Raw genomic sequence first — 18322 nt, 5'->3', positions numbered from 1 at the left:
CATGTGAAAGTAGGACACCGCCAGACTCCCCATAGAAGAACCCGGTTGATTAGTCAGCCGGGTTTCTTACTTTAAGTACTGAGAAGTACCACAGAAGAAAAACAATACCGCAGCAGCCATATGGCTGCTGTTGCTGTATCTAGGTTAGAGAGGGGAAGGACTGCTGACGCAGCGCTTCGTAGAGGACGATGGCGGCGGCGTTGGAGAGGTTCAGTGAGCGGATGTGCTCGGACTGCGGAATTCGCAGACATTGCTCTGTTTAGGTCTGAGTAAATGCTTGTGGCAGACAGTATAACAAATTAAATTGTTATCAGATCCCAGATTGTATTAGATAGAAAAATGTGCCAATTATTAACATTTATTCAGTAATATATCATACCAAAATTATCATTTATTTATTTGCTTTAGTTGAAAATAATGAATCAGCAAGATAGTCAGTTCTCATCTAATCAGTTATTTCTTTCGGTTATTTTAATGGTAGCAGGCGCACATCTGTGTAATGACCTAATTCAGTCGATGCTGACAGCTACTTATCCCTTACTGGAAGAAAAATATCAGTTAAGTTTCGCTCAGGTGGGTTGTATTAGTCTGGTATATCAGCTTACAGCTTCAATTTTACAGCCCGCAATCGGTTATTACACAGATAAGCATCCGAAACCTTATTTATTACCATTAGGTATGGTTTCAACGACGTTTGGCTTGTGCATGCTGGGTTTGGTCAGTCAATTCTATTTATTATTATTGGCCGCAGCATTTCTGGGAGTAGGATCATCTACTTTCCATCCTGAGGCATCCCGCGTTGCACGTAATGCTTCTTCTGGTCGGTTTGGTCTGGCTCAGTCGGCATTTCAGGTAGGCGGTAATCTGGGTTCATCACTTGGGCCGCTACTGGTGAGTTTGGTTGTGCTGAGATATAACCGGCAAAGTAATATTCTGTGGTTTATCGTTATTGGTGTAATTGCTATTTTGCTTTTGTGCCGCATCAGTGCATGGAGTGCTCGTCATCTGGCTGCAAATAGACACAAGGCAGCAGCAAATTGTATTTTACCTTATGATAAAAGTAAGACTGTTCTGGCCTTATTCATTCTTGCCGTATTAATTTTTTCTAAATTTTTTTATATGGCCAGTATGAGCAATTATTATAGCTTTTATCTAATTGAAAAATTTGCTCTAACTAAACAATCTGCAGTGTTATTTCTATTTTTATTTCTGGCCTGTGTGGCAATTGGTACGTTTGTCGGAGGTCCGGTAGGTGACCGTATTGGTCGGAAATATGTTATTTGGTTCTCTATTTTAGGTGCTGCACCTTTTACTCTGGCCTTACCTTATGCAAATCTTTGGGGTACGGCGCTGTTAAGCTGTGTGATTGGTTTAATTATATCTTCAGCTTTTTCGGCAATAGTGGTTTATGCTCAGGAGTTGATTCCCGGCCGCGTCGGCATGATTGCCGGTCTGTTTTTTGGATTTATGTTTGGGATGAGTGGAATTGCAGCAGCAGTTTTAGGATATGTGGCCGATAAAACCAGCTTACAACTTATTTTTAAATTTTGTTCTTTCCTGCCATTACTTGGAATACTGACAATTTTGTTACCGGATGTGGAGCGGTATAAACGCTAAAATACCCAAAGGAAGGCCATTGTTCATGGCCTTTTTATTGATATACGAAATAAGATTAAATGATTTTGAGTTGTTTTAAAGACAGTTTCAGGAAAGCATAAAAGATAGGCGCAAAAATCAATCCGATTACGCCAAATAAGCTTTCAGACAATACCATTGCAATCAGCAGTTCGCAAATGCCGGCGTGAATTTTGTTACCAATTATTTTGGCATTGAGTATATATTCGATTTTATGGATGATAATTAGATATAACAGGACAATTACCGCCATCCAGAAGGAAATAGTAAATGCAACCAGACACATAATAGTATTGACTATGAGGTTGCCAATAATGGGGATCAGTCCAAGAACGAAAGTAGCCAGTATCAGGCTTTTGCTGAAAGGCAGATGAATACCGAATAAAGGTAATATGATAAGCAGGAAAATAGCAGTCAGGATGGTATTAAAAAAGGATATCACTACCTGTGAGAAGGCAACATATTGAAATACCAGTACCAGACGATTTAACCCCTCTTTGAGTGCCTGCATATAAATTGTTGATGAGGAGTGGGTTTCAGTGATATTGCGTTTGTTCTGCTGATAGCCAGCAATCAAACCGATAATCATACCAATGATGATGATTAGTAATGAATGAAATAATTGCTTAACTACTGACTGAAGATATAGAACATGTTCTTTGATAAAGTTTAGTGCATTGGTTCGCAATTCAATCAGATTATCAGGAATATATTTATTTAGTTCTTTGGGCAGTGAGCTGGCAATGCTGTTAAATAAGCTTTGAATATGAGTAAGGGTTTGTTGCGGATCTTTGGCTACGCTGATTACCCAGCTAATCAGGTAACCAAAGCCGCTAATGAGTATTGCCATGATGAGCAGTGAAAGTAATAATACGGAAAAAAGTTTGGCTTTATTGCCCCAGCGATGCATTTTTTTGGCCAGGAAATCTTCAAGTTTCTGTGTCAGGGTATAGGTAAGTAAGCCGGAAATAACACCGGACATTAAGTGTATTTCCATAAATATGATAAAAAAGACAGAATACATTACTACAAAAAACAGTCCTATTTTTTGTTGCTCATCTAACGGCATAATTTTTCCCGGGTTAATTAATTTTTATAACAATAAATTTTTATTTCAGACAGAATTCATCTTGCTGGCTGTCTTGCTGCCAACGATATTCGATTCTGGTTGCGATTTGTCGGGCAACGGTTTCTCCGGCCCTGTCTTGTACAAAGGCTAAAGCCATATCCATACCTGCACTAATACCTGAAGATGTGTAGTATTTCCCATCTGTAACCCATCTGGCTTTTTCTATCCATTGAGTTTGTAACGATGAAGTTTTTACCCATTCGAAAGAGAGTTTATTGGATGTTGCTCGTTTTCCATCAAGTAATCCTGATTTAGCCAGTAGGGCACTACCCGTACATACTGTTAATACATACCGGCTTTTTTGTGCCAATTGCTTTAGCTGGTTGATATAGTCGGCTTCGAGGATAAGTGTTCTGGCTCCTGTTCCACCAGGAATGAAAAGCGTATCGATTTCGGACTGCGGCATCGTATTAAAACTTTCGGTAGCAATCTGTACACCATCTCGATTGCTTATTAAGCCACCATCACGGGAATAAAACTGCATTTTCCAGTCTGGAACTTTTCCAAATATTTCTACAGGTCCGAAAACATCAAGAGTTTCGAAATCAGGATATAGAATAATAGAGATGTGCATTATTTTTCCTTAGTGTAGACGGGTTGAAAAGATAAATTTCTGGATATTGTTTTGAATATGAGTAGCATATCATTTTTTCACTTCTCAGATGCTTATTTGTACTTGGATAGTGGAGTCTAAAATTAGGCAAATCCAAAAATATAGGATATGAATTTATCTAGATATAATTATAATTCAGATTATTTTTCAGTTAGATATGAACTTGTGAAGTATTCAAACTAAATCCGTGGATAATTCAGTTGTAAAAATATAAAAATGTTGTAATCAGAATAACTGGTAATGCTGAAATAAATTGAAAATGAGCTGACTGGCAGAGGTGAACTGAGAAAAGACGGGTGAAGAGTTTGAAGCTTATAAAATTGAGAATAACATTAAGCATACATGGATAATGGTTCTTCCAGTATTGCTTAAGTTTAGCTGATGTAATTTGGTTTTATAAATGCAGGATTGAAAACATTTAGGCTGTGAGGTTTAATAAAAGGTCAGACTTTGCTGATGCTCTTCTGACCTTTTATTGAGCAATTATAGCTTAATTGTTTTCAATAATGCGGTTATTGAGTGACTGAACCGGCCGGTTGTTATTTTTCGGCAGATAATGAGAAATTTCTTCGATTTCATCCTTGGACAGGGTAATCGGCTGACGGAATAAGATCCACGTTACCGGTTCACTGCATGGTGGAGTAGTCAGTGAACCGATATAGCGATAGTAGCTGTGATTTTTCGGATAAATGTGTTCAGGGTTGAATAATATATCGGTATTTTCACTGCTATTTTTGGCAAGTTGTTTAAATACGGATAATTTTTCAAAGTAGGAATTTTCTTTGCCCTCCTGTACAAATACGGCAATGACAAGATTACTGTGATCAGCAGCCTGATGAACAAAATGTAATTCCAACGGATAGCGGACACCATTAATCGTGTGCTCAGCCGGTTCATGAGCATGAAACTGAACCAGTTTGTATGTTTTGTTTTCGTAGCTAAATGTGCTGTTTGCATCAAAGTTAAACTGAAGTGAATGACCATTATCAATAATTTGCTTAATATCGGCATGTTGATAATTAAATTTCAGTGCCGGTAATTGCTTATTGTTTTTGCTGTCAAAAATATCAATAGGGGATTGAGTTTTGCCTGATGCACAAGTTTGTGCATCAGGCAGGTTACCCCAGTTTTCCGGTGCGTTATCACCTTGATAACCCCAGTGGGTTTGTTCCGCCATGGCTGAGGTAGCCAGACCAAGGCTAAGACATAAAGCTAAAATATTTTTTCTCATGATGCGGTTCATATGGGTTTATTATTTTTTAGTTTAGTCTTATTTGGTAAAGTTGGGTAGTATTTTTGTTGTTAGAATCTGATATATTGTTAATATATTAAATATTTTTTATATGGTATTCTATTTCTGGTTTAAATCATGTTGAATCTAAATTTTAAATTACCATCAAGAGGAACTGAAATTTGTGATGGTGTTATATAAAAAACATCTATTAATTTGCTATCAAATAAAATATATAAATCAAGTTTGCGACAGTACTTACTGTTAAATGGTAAACGTAGTATATGTAGAACTCTTTAGATTAGTAAAATTAGTCTGATGCAGAACCTCAAAAAGTATTTTTGTATATCGCTAACTTTACTATTAAAAATCCATTCATCTTTTGAATAAGTATCTCCATCTGATATGAATTTTTTATATTCATCTTCAAAATCAATTAAAGCTACAATTTTGTATTTTCCTTCGTTATGTTTATATAACAATGCCCACCAATGGAGATGGGAATTATTATTTTGTATTTTGTGTAGTACGCCATTTTTTTGAAAATAAAAAATAGCTTCATCGTTCTTTATTAAATATGGTTTATTAATAGATTTAAGGTAATTAAAAACTAAGAAGGAGTAATAATTAGCGTCATCGGCCATAATATAGAAATCATCACCCATACTAGTTTTTAACTTATTAATTGTATTTTCACTGGGAGTGACTAATATAACTATATCTTTGTCAAAAATAATTTTTGTTTTTTTCTCGAATAGTATTAAATTATTTTGTCCTGCTAAAGCCGTGTGGAAAGAAAAAAATATTAAGCAGAAAAATATAAATAATGTTTTTTTCATAATAATTAAAGCCCCCCTTCTAATTGTTGATTTATCTGGATATGATAGCAATCATTTTCAATTAAAGCATGATCTGCTTAAGCTCTTATTTGAGCTAAAAATTGCTTAGAATCAGTTAATCCAGAATTGACATCATGCTAAACATATATAATTAGTTTATCATCAAAAAGTTAATTTTTATTGTAAATCTCTATTTATCAATTAATAATACATTTAAGTTTTTTCTACCTTTTGGCGTAATTGTCAATTCACGATTATTATCATTTTGTTTAAACCATTCTTGTTGTAGCATTGATTGAAGCAATAAAGTCCCTAATGGACCACCAATATGATCCCTATGCTCAGTAAAATCTATACAGCGCTTTCCAACACTAGCTGTTTTAGATGCGTTGATTAATAGCTTATGTCCTTTAAAAAAATTTTTACCATGTTCAGTAACTAAAAAAAAATTATCTTGTATAACAATAAATTCATTATTAATAAATGACTGCGTAAGTGCAACAGACCATGAACCGGCTAGATGTTTATAACATGTTCTTGCCTCTTTAAATTTTTTTTTAGTGTTAGTATTGGATAAAAATAAACACTCTTTTGGGGGAATAATATTAAAAGTTGATTCAATAAACATTGCGGTATCTTGATTTTTTATTTCATAGTAATGGTGTTTACCACATGCCCTGTGATGGATAAGATCAACATCTTCTAGTTTTTTTAAATGAAAACGCGTAGCCTGTGGCGACAGATTCAGTCGATTTGCTAACCATGAGGCTGAAAGAGCTCTGCCATTCATTAATTCAGTGATAATTATAACTCTACTGAAATCAGACATTGCGTCTGAAAATCGTATTAAATCCTTACAATATAATTTATTCACTCTTTAGAGTCTCCATGAAAAATCTATGATTTTTTATTATTATTCAATTTGAAATCAATTAAGCACAGCGAATTAATATACGCTTTTTAGCTAATTTGTTTAAATTTCTTTTTAAACATTATTCCTGAAAAGTAAATAAGCTAATCAGATATTTTCACCAATAAAAACAAGAGAGAAAAGATTTGAGTCAATATGAAAAATGGATATTTCATTATTGCAAATTTGATGGTTGGTTGAGGGTGAAATTACTTTCTTCTGCAGGCAATTAGCTAATGGTGTAATCAAATTAAGACGGGGACTATAAATGACTAAAGTAGTAGATAGTTCTAAACCAATATATTCTATTTATATTACATGTTGTTTAGGATTATTCTTATCAACACTGGATACCGGTATTATAAACTTAGCACTGAATACGTTTTCCATCGACTTTGGTGTTTCTTTGGAATATATCGGATTATCTGTTACTTTATATTTATTATTTTTAATTATTTTTCTTGTTCCTGGCGGTTGGCTTGGTGACTTTTGGGGGCAAAAAATAGCGTTAATAGCAGGTTTCGTGCTTTTTGGTCTAACCTCATTGATAGCTGGTTTTTCTGGGTCTGCAAATCAGCTTATTATAGCAAGATGCGGGCAAGGAATTGGTGCGGCGCTATTGCAGGCAAATTGCTTGGGGCTGGCTGGTTTACAATCAAGTAAACAGAAAATAAGGTTAAATTCTTTCATAATGTTGGCGATAAGTTTAGGACCAATTTTAGGGCCTTCTTTCGGTGGTGTTATTTTAAAATTATGGGGATGGCAATTTTTGTTTCTAATTAATGTTCCATTGTGTATTGTGGGATGTTTTTTTAGTTTAAAAATAACTAAAGCAGTAAACACACTAAAAAGAGAGACTTTTGATTTAAAAGGAATGATACTTTTTTTTATGATGTTAGTGGCTTGTGTTTCTCTTATTTATTCTAATAGTTTAAATCTGTTATTGATTGAAAAAAATTTTATTGGTATTTCTACTTTAATCATTTTTTTTATTTTTTTGAGGATAGAGTCAAAATGCTCCAATCCTTTTTTTCCTGTCAAATTATTATTAATCTCGTCAATTAGATACATTTCAATTGGCAGTTTGGTATTTGGGTTGACAGCGGGCATCATTTTTTCAGCGTCACCTCTCATGTTTATCAGAGAAGCTGATTATCCAATCGATTATATAGGATTAATCTGTACTGCCTCACCCATTGGCGTTATTTTAAGTGTGTTTGGCAGAAAAGTAATAAATTCAGGTTGTAATAAAATTATACTAATTTATGCTTTACCGCTTATGCTATTTGCTTTTGCCTTGCTTTTCTTTGTGAGTTTTAATATTTCAATTTTTAATTATGTTATAGCTGCTTTGTGCTACGGTTTAGGTGGCGGACTGTTTCAAGGTTCATTAATTCAGATAGCGATGGATCAAAAAAAAGATAAACAATCAACGATTGGAGGCTTATTAAGGCTTTTTCAAAATGGAGGAATTATTATTGGGTCAGCATGTTCTTTAATGTTATTAGAAGCAAAGATTTCGCCTTTAGAGAATATTTCTACCTATCAAAAATTATGGGGTATTACTTTTAGTGTACTCTCTATTATGTTTGTTTATTCATATGTCTCTTTATTTAGAATAAAAAAATAAATACAGTCTCATTTTTACTTATGTGGCTAACAATTCAAATAAATTCTTATTGAAGATAAATCATCATATGGAAAAATGCTCGAATGAGCCGATCAATTACGTTCAATTGAGCAGGATAAATGATTATATAAGAATGCGTTGGCAGAGATGGGCACTGGTAATAATGCCTTTGTGTATTACCCCGCCCGCAGATATTGTTAAATCACCCGTTATTACGTAAACGAACTTTGGTTATCGGTTGTTTGCTAAGTTGTTACATGCAACTGGCTGGAAAATAGGCTATTGTGTAGCAGCTGCTGTATTGATGACAGCGTTTCGCAAGGTTCATCAGTTTGATGTATTTGGTATCCATACGCCTATACTATATGCTATTGCTGTTTATCTGGCAGATGCTTCACATTATGAAAAGTTAGGCTGCTTTTTTCAGCAAAAATGCAATTTTATGCTGGCTGGTTTGCGTTATTCACGTTTTGAGGTTTATGTGCCTCAGGGAATATATTTTAGGGTACTCAATTACGGAGATGTCAGCACTGCGCCAGAAAATGAATTTGTGCGGAAATTGCTGATTACACATCGGGTAACTATGGTACTGCTGGCGGCATTTTATCATGATGGATTTAGCCAGTAGAATTATTGTGCACTGGGTAAAATAAATTTTGGCAGTAAAAAATTAGGGCAGATGATTTATCTGTCCTTTTTATTTATCAGTTAATGATAAAGCAGACTGGTGATAATCTGAATATATAACCAGCAGCCAAAGCAGATGAATGCACAGCCGCCAATGCGGTCGATAGCCAGACTCCAGTGCAAATAATTGCGTTTAATTATGGGTAAGGAAAACAGCCATATCATTAAGCATAAGGTCAGTAAAACCTGTACCAGTAAAATAAGCATAATCTCATATTTTAATGTGGGTTTATGTACATTAGCCATAGCCATGGACATAACGCTGCCCAGATAAAAAATGATTTTCGGATTAGACAAATTGGTAATCAGACCTTTCCAGAAAAAATGCTTTTCCTGTATTGGTGCAGTAATGGAATTATTCTGGGGTATAACTGTACGCAGCATCTGGTAGCCGCAATAGATTAAGTATGAACCGCCAGCCAGCATCAGGATATTCTGTAACCAGGGCAGCTGCTGCAATAAGGCGCTATAACCTTCAATAGTCAGTAATAACCAGAAAGCCACGCCTGTAGTAATGCCAAGTGCTACGCAAAATGCAGCCCAGCGTGAGTAATTCAGTGCGGTTTTGCTGATAAGCAGCATATCTGGCCCCGGAGATAGCTGTCCCAGAAGATTAAGCAAAACGATACTGGCAATCATGGATTGTGTTTGATTAAGCATAAACAGATTCAGAGTTAAAACGGCTATTTGTTACGACGTTTGGCACGCGGATGAGTACTGTCATAAATTTGTGCCAGATGATTGAAATCCAGCTTAGTGTATTGCTGGGTAGTGCTGATGGATTTATGCCCAAGCAGTTCCTGTACGGCGCGGATATCATGAGCATTTTGTAAAACATGGCTGGCAAAACTATGCCGCAGCATATGCGGTGACAAATGGCGGTCGCTGCCATGAGTAATTGACCAGACATTTAAACGGTTTTGAATTTGACGCGCACTCAGACGTGTGCCGCGCTGACTGGTAAAAACGGCATTTTCTCCCGCAATGGCATAACGGCGGGGTAGGTAACGCTGTAAAGCATCAATACTTTTCTGACCCAAAGGAACCTGACGCTGTTTGTTCCCCTTGCCACTAACATGAACCCAGTTTTCATTCAGCATTAGGTGATGCAAGTCTAGCTGCACAAGTTCACTCAGACGTAAGCCACTGCCATACAGCAATTCGAAAATAGCCTGATCGCGCAGTGATAGTGTATCTTCGGCTGTGGGCTGGTCAAAAGTGTGATTTAGTTTTTCTGCCGGAACGGCTTTTGGCAGACGTGCCCCCGCTTTAGGAGCTTTAATGTTGTTAGTTGGGTTAGTTTCAATTTTTCCCTGACGTTGCAGGAAATTAAAATAGGCTCGCCACGTACTAAGCTTACGAGCCAGTGAGGCAGGCTTATCACCCATCCCGCTAAGTTTTTTCAATGCACCGACCAGATGCAACCGTGTAATGCTTTCAGCAGTAAGGTTATCGGGCAGAAGCCGGATGAGCTGAATCAGGTCACGAGTGTAGGCTGTGCAGGTTAAGGCAGACAGACCACGCTGCTGTAAGTGCTGAAAAAATTCATTCCAGAGTATCCAGTTGGGGGATGAAGTAGTCTGCATTTAATTACTCTGTGCAAGGAGATGACGAAAAGCCTCAGGTGTACGACTGATACGCTGGCGTTCATAATTAAAAAAAGCCATACCGGTTTTTACCATGGCAATAGCAGCACCATCGTTGACACGGGTTATACGGTACAAAATACTGAAACCGGTGTTGCTTAGTTCAGATATATCCAAATCAAAGTTTAATTCATCACCATAGAAGCTTTGTCCCTGAAATTGCAGAGCAGCATCAAGCATAATCAAACCGGTACCACCAATATCCATTTCACTAAAGCCGAACGAGGCCAGCAGGCGCAGCCGTGCTTCATGGCACAGGCGTAATACGGCATCATTGGCCAGATGATTGCCATAATTAATGTCACCGATATATACCTTGATTGTGGTATGAAACAGCCAGTGTTCGGGTGGTTCGATATGAATACGGCTCATGGGTTTTCCTTACTGGATTCAGGCTAGATGGTAGCAGTTTTTGAGGTATTCTGTAGCCGGCTGATGTTTGTATCAGGCAAATTTGTGCTAAGCTTTGCCAGTATTTCTTAGGTTGTATTGTTGTTTTTCAGTTTATTAACAAACGCAGTTATGGTTTGTCGGGCAGGGAGAATAACGATGTATCACAAAATTATGGTACCGGTAGATGAAAGTGCAGCTGCTATGCGAGCCTTGCAGGAAGCAATAATGCTGGCTAAATTATGTAATGCGGTTCTACGGGTAGTCAATGTTGTGGATCTGGCACAGTTTAGCTGGGGTGGTGTAGGAGCGCTGCCCTCTGAAGAAGTACGCAAAGCAGTTAATGCAGCAGGTAAAAAAGGTTTAGAGCAGGCAGAAAAACTACTTGAAGAATCCGGTATGCAGTATGAAATTGAAGTGCTGGAAAGTGCCGGTGATAAGGTGGCTGATATGCTGATTCAGGAAGCGACGGAACATAATGTTGATTTGCTGGTGATGGGTACTCACGGCTTCAGTGGTTTTATGCATATATTAATGGGCTCTGTGGCTGAAGGTGTGTTACGACAGTCTGATATTCCGGTGATGTTATTACGTGTACGTGATGATGACTGATTAACAATTTGTTATTTCTATTGAAATCTGGCAGGCAATGAGCTCAATTATTGCCTGCTATTTATTTATGTAAAGTATCAATTCCAATCAGGATGGATGATTTACTGGCGAAGATTCGGATTATGGTGCAGTGATTCGAGGGCAATATTAATAAAATTAGGGGCAATACTGGTAATATCTATATTATCCGGGTCAGTCAGCCATAAATTGGTTAATCCCATAAACAGGGCCTGAAAATACAGGGCGGCCTGCTGGATATTGATATTTGCGGGCAAAATATGCTGCTGACAGCACATATGAAATACAGCACACAGGTTTTGCCACCATAAATTTTGGTATTTTTGCAACAAAGCCACAATCGCATGGTTGTCAGCAGTGTGCTCACAATTCAAATGCAGGATATGACAGAATTTACGATAATTATTATCCGTAGCCATACGTTGAAACATGTGTTTTAGCGCCTGCATCAGATTGTTCAATGCGTCAGGAGAACTGGTGTCAATGTCATGCTGCAATTGGCTGCTCAGTTTACTGAAAACCTGTTGGAATAACGCATCGAATAAGTCTTCCTTATTTTTAAAATGCCAGTATAAAGCACCGCGAGTCACGCCGGCTGCGCTGGCAATTTCTTGCAGTGAAGCACGGCTGACACCGCGCCGGTAAAATATATCCAGTGCAGCAGCCATGAGAGCCTCTTTGGTTTGCAGGGCTTCTTCTTTGGTCTTGCGCATAATAAATTTCCGTTTATCTGTAAATTAAATTAGGCAAATCTGTATTTAATTCAGATTAGCACAAGATTTTTTGATTAAAATAACTTAAGTATTAAATTATTGCATCTGGTATACATACATTGTTGCATGTATAATGCGCAGCGTAAAGCTATTCTTATTTAATCGTCTGTTGTCGCATTGCTGGCTGCCTGATATTTAGATTTCGGCAGCCCTAAGTGTTGGCACCAGCGCTATTTTTGTCATATTTTTAGCACAGTATAGTAAAAAGTTATTTAATTTTTAAAGTATATATGCACATATTGAGGTGAATATGGGAACGAATCGAAAAGCAGATAAATGGCGCATCAGTGCGATAGTACTGGCAAGTGCGCTGGCATTAGCTGCATGTGGCAAAGGCGACAAAGCACCAGCACCACCTGCACCAATGGTTAGTGTACTGACTGTACATCCGGAAACGGTGACTGTAGATACCGAGCTGACTGGTCGTTTGAAGCCGATTCGCGAGTCACAAGTACGTGCCCGTGTGGCTGGTATTTTGCTGAAACGTCTGTTTACAGAAGGTACTTATGTTAAAGAAGGCCAACCACTGTTTCAGATCGACAATGCGCCTTATGTAGCTTCTTTGCAATCGGCACGTGCCAGCCTGGCAACCGCACAGGCTAATGCGGCGAAGGCTGATGCCGATATTGTCCGTTATCGCCCGCTGGTTGCAGCTAACGCAATCAGTAAACAGGAATTTGATCAGGCAATCGCACAACAGCGCCTGGCGCATGCACAGATTGACAGCGCACAGGCTGCAATTAAAAGCGCACAGATTAATGTTGGTTATGCCTATGTACGTGCTCCGATTTCAGGCCGTATTGGTAAGGCGCTGGTAACTGAAGGCGCTTTGGTCGGCCAGAATGATGTTACTCAGCTGGCGCTGATTCAGCAAACACATACTTTATATGTTGACCTGACCCAGACTGCCGCACAGGCAATGAAGATCCGTCAGGATATTGCTGCCGGTAAGATGAAAACCATCAATGGTGCCGTCGAAGTGGCCATCAAGCTTGATGACGGTAGTGAATATCCGCAAAAAGGTCGTTTACTGTTTACAGATATGACAGTAGATGAAGGTACCGGTGAAGTTAAAGTACGTGCCGAAATTCCTAATGATGATGATATGCTGCTGCCCGGACAGTTTGTACGTGTAGAGATTCCGCAGGCTGAAATTCAGAATGCCATCGTCTTGCCTCAGCAGGCAATAACCCGTGGTGCCAGTGGTGATACGGTTACGGTGGTTAATGCTGATGGCAGTCTGGCTGTGCGCAATGTAACCGTAGTACAGCAAAAAGGCACAAACTGGGTAATCAGCGGAGGTTTGCGTGCGGGAGATAAAGTAGCAATGGATGGTCTGGCACTAGTGCAGTTAACCGGTGCGAAGAAAGTACAGACTCAGCCGTGGAAACCTGCACCTGCTAATGGTGCGCCTATGCCTCAGGCTAAGGCTGCTTCTGCATCTGCACCTAAAGCTTCTGCGGCATCTGCCTCTCAGGCTCAGTAAGGAATCTGTAATATGTCACGATTTTTTATTAACCGACCGATTTTTGCATGGGTGGTGGCGCTGTTCATCATCATTGCCGGTATAGTGTGTATTACCAAGCTGCCTGTTGCCCAGTATCCGACAGTAGCTCCTCCTTCCATCAGCCTGACTATTTCCTATCCGGGTGCTGATGCCCAGACCATTGAAGATACTGTATTGTCACGTATCGAACGTGAAATGAACGGTCTGGAAAACCTGGAATACATGGAAGCAAAATCGTTATCCAACGGTACGGGTACATTAACCCTGACCTTCTACCCGGGTACTGATGATGATATTGCACAGATGAATGTGCAGAATGCGCTTTCACGAGCAGAACCGCGTTTGCCGGCTATGGTCAAACAGACTGGTGTACAGATTGCTAAATCACGGAGTAACTTCCTGATGGTAACCATGTATACCAGTGATAGTCCTAATCTGACCCCGGCAGATATGGCAGACTATGTGGTACGTAACATTCAGCCGGAATTACAGCGTATTGACGGTGTAGGTAATGTAATGGTGTTCAGTTCTGAACGCGCCATTCGTGTCTGGCTGGATTCAGACAAGCTGCGCAGTGTTAATCTGACACCGGCAGCAGTTAATGCCGCAGTAGCTGCACAGAACCAGCAGATTTCTGCAGGTAGTCTGGGTGCTTTGCCTTCACCTGATAATATTCAGACTACAGCGACTATCATTGTCCCAGGTCAGCTGAAAACAGTTGAACAGTTTGAAAATATTATTGTTAAAGCCAATACCGATGGTTCACTGGTACGTCTGAAAGATGTTGCTCGTGTAGAGCTGGGTAAACAGGATTACTCTACTGGTGCCCGTTTGAATGGTAAAGACGTGGTGGGTGCAGGTATTCAGCTGACGACTAAAGGTAACGCACTGGCTACAGCCAATGCAGTTAAGGCTAAGCTGGCCGATTTGCAAAAATATTTCCCTGCCGGCATGAGCTGGTCTGCACCATATGACAGCTCCACTTTCGTTAGTATTTCCATTGAAAAAGTGGTACATACTCTGGTAGAAGCGATTGTACTGGTATTCCTTGTTATGCTGGTATTCCTGCAAAACATTCGCTATACCCTGATTCCGACGATTGTGGTACCGATTGCTTTGCTGGGTGCTTTTACCATCATGTACTTTGCCGGTCTGTCGATTAACGTACTGACCATGTTTGCCATGGTGCTGGTAATCGGTATTGTGGTCGATGATGCCATTGTGGTGGTGGAAAACGTAGAACGTATCATGGCCGATGAACATTTGCCGCCAAAGCCTGCTACAGAAAAGGCTATGGGGCAGATTTCCGGCGCTGTAGTCGGTATTACAGTGGTACTGATTACCGTATTTATCCCGATGGCGTTCTTCTCCGGTTCTACTGGTAATATTTACCGTCAGTTCTCTATTGTGATGTCGGTAGCTATTTTCTTCTCTGCTTTTCTGGCATTGTCGCTGACACCGGCCTTGTGTGCTACTTTGCTTAAACCAGTTAACGAACATGAAGCGGAGAAAAAGGGTTTTTATGGCTGGTTTAACCGCAAATTTACCAGCGGTGCCAAAAAATACGAATCCAAAGTGGCTTATGTACTGCATCGCAGCGTACGTATGTTCATCATCTATGCTGCTATCACAGCCTGTGCGTTGTTAGTAATGGTACGTCTGCCGACTTCATTCCTGCCGGAGGAAGATCAGGGTTATTCCATTGCTTTGATTCAGTTGCCGCCGGGTGCGACTCAGCATCGTACCCTGGATACTTTCAAGAAGATGGAAGAATTCACTCTTCATCAGCCTGAAGTGAAAAACATGGTATCCGTACTGGGCTTCAGTATGACAGGTCAGGGGCAGAACGTTGGTCTGAGCTTCCTTGTATTGAAAGACTGGTCAGAACGTAGCGGTGCGGAACACAGCGCCAATTCACTGGCTAACCGTATTACCGGTGCTATGATGGGTTCAGTACGTGATGGTTATATCTTTGCTCTGGTACCGCCATCCATTCCTGAACTGGGTACCAGTACCGGCTTTAGCTTCCGGCTGCAAGACCGTGGCGGTAAAGGTCATGAGGCGTTACTGGCCGCGCGTAATCAGCTGCTGGGTATGGCGCGTGAAAGTAAAGTGCTGACACAGGTACGTCCGGACGGCATGGAAGATGAACCGCAATTGCAGATTGATATCGACCGCGATGCTGCTAATGCACAAGGCGTGTCATTCGGTGATATTTCAACTGTATTAAGTACTGCTCTGGGTTCCAACTACGTTAACGACTTCCCGAATAAAGGACGTATGCAGCGCGTAATTGTACAGGCAGATGTGGCTTCCCGTATGACACCTGAAGACCTGAGCAAGCTTACCGTTAATAATGCACAGGGACAGCCAGTACCATTATCCGGCATCATGAAGACACGCTGGATTACCGGCCCGGCACAAACTGTCCGCTACAATGGCTATACCGCTATGGCGATTACCGGTAATGCTGCTCCGGGATACAGTACTGGTGATGCCATGAATGAAATGGAAAAAATTGCCAGCAAGCTGCCGGATGGTTTTGGTTATGAGTGGACAGGTCTGTCTAAAGAGGAAAAAGATGCGGGTAACCAGTCTACCATCCTCTATATGTTCTCACTGCTGGCTGTATTCCTGTGTCTGGCCGCACTATATGAAAGCTGGACAATTCCATTATCCGTAATGCTGGTAGTACCGCTGGGTCTGCTTGGTGTCGTGCTGGGTACATGGATGCGCGGTATGGAGAACGACGTTTATTTTCAGGTGGGGTTAATTACCGTAATTGGTCTGAGTGCTAAAAACGCCATTCTGATTGTGGAGTTTGCCAAGGAGTTGCAAGAGCAGGGTAAAAGTCCGCTTGAAGCTGCACTGGCTGCCGCTCACCTGCGTTTCCGTCCGATTCTGATGACATCCATTGCGTTCATTATGGGTGTAGTGCCTCTGTACTTTGCCAGTGGTGCCTCTTCTGCGAGTCAGCGAGCCATTGGTACCAGCGTATTGTGGGGAATGTTAGTGGGTACCTGTCTGGCTCTGTTCTTTGTACCTGTATTCTATTCAACTGTACGCAGTCTGTTCAGCAGGAAAAAGAACGACAAAAATGGCGGTACTCCTGACAATGACAAAAATCTGCCGATGACAGTAAACAGTGATGGCAGTGTCAGTGTGCAGTCTGCCAATCAGACAGACAAAGAGGATAAAGCATGAAACACATAGTGAAACCTACTCTGCTGGCTGTATTAGTTGCCGGAGTAGTGTCTGCCTGTTCGATGGCACCCCGCTATCATCAGCCGAAAGTAGAGCTGGCAGAAACCTTTCCAGGTGCAGCAGCCAATGACCGGTATGCCGGTTCAGTGGCTGCCGCCAATCTCGGCTGGCAGGACTACTTCGCTGATGAGCGTTTGAAACAGATTATCAATCTGGCTTTAATTAATAACCGTGATTTGCGTGTGGCCGCATTAAATGTGGAAGCGGTTCGGGCTCAGTATGCTATTCAGCGCGCAGACCGCCTGCCTGCATTAGGTGCGACAGGTAATGGCGGACGTTCGCGTGTTGCGCAGGACTTAAGCGCTATGCGTGATGCTACGGGTCAGCAAACCAGCTATATTGCAGAATCATATAATGTCGGTTTAGGTGTAACCGCATTTGAGCTGGATTTATTCGGACGGGTTAAAAGCCTGTCTGATGCGGCTCTGAATCAGTATTTCCAGCAAAAGCAGGTGCGCGATTCTACCCAGATCAGCCTGATTGCCAGCGTGGCCAAAGCCTACTTTGCTGAGCGTATTGCTCAGGCACAAATGGACTTATCCAGCCGTGTATTAAAATCACGTGAAGAAAGCAAGCGTCTGACTGATCTGCAATTCAGATCCGGTGTGATTTCACAGGTACAGGTAGATGTAGCAGAAGCACAAATCGAAACAGCCCGTGCCGATTATGCTGCGGCTAAACAGGCGCGTGAACAGGCTCACAATGCCTTAACTTTGCTGGTGGGTAAACCATTGCCGGACGATTTACCGGCAGCAGCACCACTGAGCCGCCAGTTCGTGAATGTGGAGCTGCCGGCCGGCTTGCCGTCGACCATCTTGTATCAGCGGCCGGATGTACGTGCAGCTGAGTTTGCGCTTAAATCTGCTAATGCCAACATCGGTGCGGCACGGGCAGCATTTTTCCCGCGCATCAGCCTGACCGGCAGTATTGGCTCCGGCAGCAACGATATTGGTCATCTCTTCAATGGTCCGAACCGTACATGGAGCTTTACGCCACAGATTACCCTGCCGATTTTCACATGGGGGCAAAACAAAGGTAATCTGGATCTGGCAACAGCGCGTAAAAACATTGCTGTAGCCCAGTATGAGCAAACTGTACAGGCTGCTTTCCGTGATGTGGCCGATGCACTGGTGGCACGTGATTCCCTTAAAAAGCAGTATGAGGCTAAATCACGTGGTGAACAGGCACAAACTAATCGCTACAAGCTCACGCAGTTACGGTATAAACACGGTATAGCCAGCTCACTGGAACAGCTGGACGCAGAACGTGACAGTTATGCAGCACAGCAGGCATTACTCAATACACAGCAGACTCTGCTGGAAAACCGTGCCGATCTTTATAAAGCACTGGGTGGCGGCCTGAATCAGCAAACGGTCACCCCTGCAGAAAACACTAGCGTTACCACGACAACTACTACCACAACCACGGTGCGGTAATT

16 protein-coding genes are annotated in these 18322 nt (G+C 40.9%); 7 read left to right on the top strand and 9 right to left on the bottom strand.

From position 1 onward, the window contains the following. Positions 1 to 417: 417 nt before the first annotated feature. Positions 418 to 1617 carry an MFS transporter gene (locus H3U82_RS09925; RefSeq protein WP_100125982.1) on the top strand — a complete coding sequence of 400 codons (1200 nt, stop codon included), beginning with the start codon at positions 418 to 420 and terminating at the stop codon, positions 1615 to 1617. A 55-nt stretch (positions 1618 to 1672) separates the two neighbouring features. Here H3U82_RS09925 and H3U82_RS09920 read toward each other — a convergent pair whose 3' ends face one another. The 5 genes from H3U82_RS09920 to H3U82_RS09900 all read right to left on the bottom strand — a co-directional run bounded on the left by H3U82_RS09920 (position 1673) and on the right by H3U82_RS09900 (position 6321). Beyond that, positions 1673 to 2704 carry an AI-2E family transporter gene (locus H3U82_RS09920; RefSeq protein WP_198210395.1) on the bottom strand — a complete coding sequence of 344 codons (1032 nt, stop codon included), beginning with the start codon at positions 2702 to 2704 and terminating at the stop codon, positions 1673 to 1675. A gap of 40 nt (positions 2705 to 2744) precedes the next feature. After that, positions 2745 to 3338 (bottom strand): DJ-1/PfpI family protein, encoded by a 594-nt coding sequence (locus H3U82_RS09915; protein ID WP_084552699.1) that lies wholly within the window; start codon positions 3336 to 3338, stop codon positions 2745 to 2747. 529 nt (positions 3339 to 3867) lie between these two features. Then, positions 3868 to 4608 carry a carbonic anhydrase gene (locus tag H3U82_RS09910; RefSeq protein ID WP_180296338.1) on the bottom strand — a complete coding sequence of 247 codons (741 nt, stop codon included), beginning with the start codon at positions 4606 to 4608 and terminating at the stop codon, positions 3868 to 3870. 296 nt (positions 4609 to 4904) lie between these two features. Beyond that, positions 4905 to 5447 (bottom strand): hypothetical protein, encoded by a 543-nt coding sequence (locus tag H3U82_RS09905; RefSeq protein WP_084547615.1) that lies wholly within the window; start codon positions 5445 to 5447, stop codon positions 4905 to 4907. Between the two features lie 190 nt (positions 5448 to 5637). Continuing rightward, entirely contained in the window at positions 5638 to 6321 is a 684-nt protein-coding gene (locus tag H3U82_RS09900) for a winged helix-turn-helix domain-containing protein (protein WP_143557985.1), read from the bottom strand. 304 nt (positions 6322 to 6625) lie between these two features. On the opposite strand from H3U82_RS09900, the gene H3U82_RS09895 reads away from it, so the two are divergent. Both H3U82_RS09895 and H3U82_RS09890 read left to right on the top strand, forming a co-directional pair. Then, a complete protein-coding gene (locus H3U82_RS09895; RefSeq protein ID WP_198210394.1) occupies positions 6626 to 7987 on the top strand; it encodes an MFS transporter in 1362 nt (453 codons plus the stop codon). A gap of 238 nt (positions 7988 to 8225) precedes the next feature. Next, a complete protein-coding gene (locus tag H3U82_RS09890; RefSeq protein ID WP_110413790.1) occupies positions 8226 to 8615 on the top strand; it encodes an aminotransferase class I/II-fold pyridoxal phosphate-dependent enzyme in 390 nt (129 codons plus the stop codon). Positions 8616 to 8695: 80 nt separating this feature from the next. On the opposite strand, the gene H3U82_RS09885 is transcribed toward H3U82_RS09890, so the two are convergent. From H3U82_RS09885 to H3U82_RS09875, 3 genes are read right to left on the bottom strand one after another with little or no spacing between them, the layout of a single operon-like run. Then, positions 8696 to 9334: a LysE family transporter gene (locus H3U82_RS09885; RefSeq protein ID WP_037476080.1), complete on the bottom strand. Its 639-nt coding sequence runs from the start codon at positions 9332 to 9334 to the stop codon at positions 8696 to 8698. 23 nt (positions 9335 to 9357) lie between these two features. Continuing rightward, positions 9358 to 10260 carry a tyrosine-type recombinase/integrase gene (locus H3U82_RS09880; protein ID WP_100125988.1) on the bottom strand — a complete coding sequence of 301 codons (903 nt, stop codon included), beginning with the start codon at positions 10258 to 10260 and terminating at the stop codon, positions 9358 to 9360. Further along, positions 10261 to 10692, bottom strand: a complete 432-nt coding sequence (locus H3U82_RS09875) for a thioesterase family protein (RefSeq protein ID WP_198210393.1) — start codon at positions 10690 to 10692, stop codon at positions 10261 to 10263. Between the two features lie 177 nt (positions 10693 to 10869). On the opposite strand from H3U82_RS09875, the gene H3U82_RS09870 reads away from it, so the two are divergent. Beyond that, positions 10870 to 11322: a universal stress protein gene (locus H3U82_RS09870; protein WP_025329829.1), complete on the top strand. Its 453-nt coding sequence runs from the start codon at positions 10870 to 10872 to the stop codon at positions 11320 to 11322. Positions 11323 to 11423: 101 nt separating this feature from the next. Here H3U82_RS09870 and H3U82_RS09865 read toward each other — a convergent pair whose 3' ends face one another. Next, complete coding sequence (locus tag H3U82_RS09865) at positions 11424 to 12053, bottom strand: TetR family transcriptional regulator (RefSeq protein ID WP_041879958.1); 630 nt, start codon at positions 12051 to 12053, stop codon at positions 11424 to 11426. A gap of 310 nt (positions 12054 to 12363) precedes the next feature. On the opposite strand from H3U82_RS09865, the gene H3U82_RS09860 reads away from it, so the two are divergent. From H3U82_RS09860 to H3U82_RS09850, 3 genes are read left to right on the top strand one after another with little or no spacing between them, the layout of a single operon-like run. After that, entirely contained in the window at positions 12364 to 13599 is a 1236-nt protein-coding gene (locus tag H3U82_RS09860; RefSeq protein ID WP_100125991.1) for an efflux RND transporter periplasmic adaptor subunit, read from the top strand. Between the two features lie 12 nt (positions 13600 to 13611). Beyond that, positions 13612 to 16824, top strand: a complete 3213-nt coding sequence (locus H3U82_RS09855) for an efflux RND transporter permease subunit (RefSeq protein WP_078475051.1) — start codon at positions 13612 to 13614, stop codon at positions 16822 to 16824. Continuing rightward, complete coding sequence (locus tag H3U82_RS09850) at positions 16821 to 18320, top strand: efflux transporter outer membrane subunit (RefSeq protein WP_198210392.1); 1500 nt, start codon at positions 16821 to 16823, stop codon at positions 18318 to 18320. The genes H3U82_RS09855 and H3U82_RS09850 overlap by 4 nt, the downstream gene beginning before the upstream one ends. Positions 18321 to 18322 lie beyond the last annotated feature (2 nt).

The sequence above is a fragment of the Snodgrassella sp. W8132 genome, assembly GCF_016100865.1.
Classification (GTDB): domain Bacteria; phylum Pseudomonadota; class Gammaproteobacteria; order Burkholderiales; family Neisseriaceae; genus Snodgrassella; species Snodgrassella alvi.
Note: the sequence above shows the minus strand (reverse complement) of the source record. Positions and strands in the feature narration are given on the sequence as shown.

Excerpts from the sequence above, each read along its gene's own strand:
- H3U82_RS09925 (WP_100125982.1), top strand. The coding sequence starts at position 418 with ATGAATCAGCAAGATAGTCAGTTCTCATCTAATCAGTTATTTCTTTCG.
- H3U82_RS09920 (WP_198210395.1), bottom strand. The coding sequence starts at position 2,704 with ATGCCGTTAGATGAGCAACAAAAAATAGGACTGTTTTTTGTAGTAATG.
- H3U82_RS09915 (WP_084552699.1), bottom strand. The coding sequence starts at position 3,338 with ATGCACATCTCTATTATTCTATATCCTGATTTCGAAACTCTTGATGTT.
- H3U82_RS09910 (WP_180296338.1), bottom strand. The coding sequence starts at position 4,608 with ATGAGAAAAAATATTTTAGCTTTATGTCTTAGCCTTGGTCTGGCTACC.
- H3U82_RS09905 (WP_084547615.1), bottom strand. The coding sequence starts at position 5,447 with ATGAAAAAAACATTATTTATATTTTTCTGCTTAATATTTTTTTCTTTC.
- H3U82_RS09895 (WP_198210394.1), top strand. The coding sequence starts at position 6,626 with ATGACTAAAGTAGTAGATAGTTCTAAACCAATATATTCTATTTATATT.
- H3U82_RS09885 (WP_037476080.1), bottom strand. The coding sequence starts at position 9,334 with ATGCTTAATCAAACACAATCCATGATTGCCAGTATCGTTTTGCTTAAT.
- H3U82_RS09880 (WP_100125988.1), bottom strand. The coding sequence starts at position 10,260 with ATGCAGACTACTTCATCCCCCAACTGGATACTCTGGAATGAATTTTTT.
- H3U82_RS09875 (WP_198210393.1), bottom strand. The coding sequence starts at position 10,692 with ATGAGCCGTATTCATATCGAACCACCCGAACACTGGCTGTTTCATACC.
- H3U82_RS09870 (WP_025329829.1), top strand. The coding sequence starts at position 10,870 with ATGTATCACAAAATTATGGTACCGGTAGATGAAAGTGCAGCTGCTATG.
- H3U82_RS09865 (WP_041879958.1), bottom strand. The coding sequence starts at position 12,053 with ATGCGCAAGACCAAAGAAGAAGCCCTGCAAACCAAAGAGGCTCTCATG.
- H3U82_RS09860 (WP_100125991.1), top strand. The coding sequence starts at position 12,364 with ATGGGAACGAATCGAAAAGCAGATAAATGGCGCATCAGTGCGATAGTA.
- H3U82_RS09855 (WP_078475051.1), top strand. The coding sequence starts at position 13,612 with ATGTCACGATTTTTTATTAACCGACCGATTTTTGCATGGGTGGTGGCG.
- H3U82_RS09850 (WP_198210392.1), top strand. The coding sequence starts at position 16,821 with ATGAAACACATAGTGAAACCTACTCTGCTGGCTGTATTAGTTGCCGGA.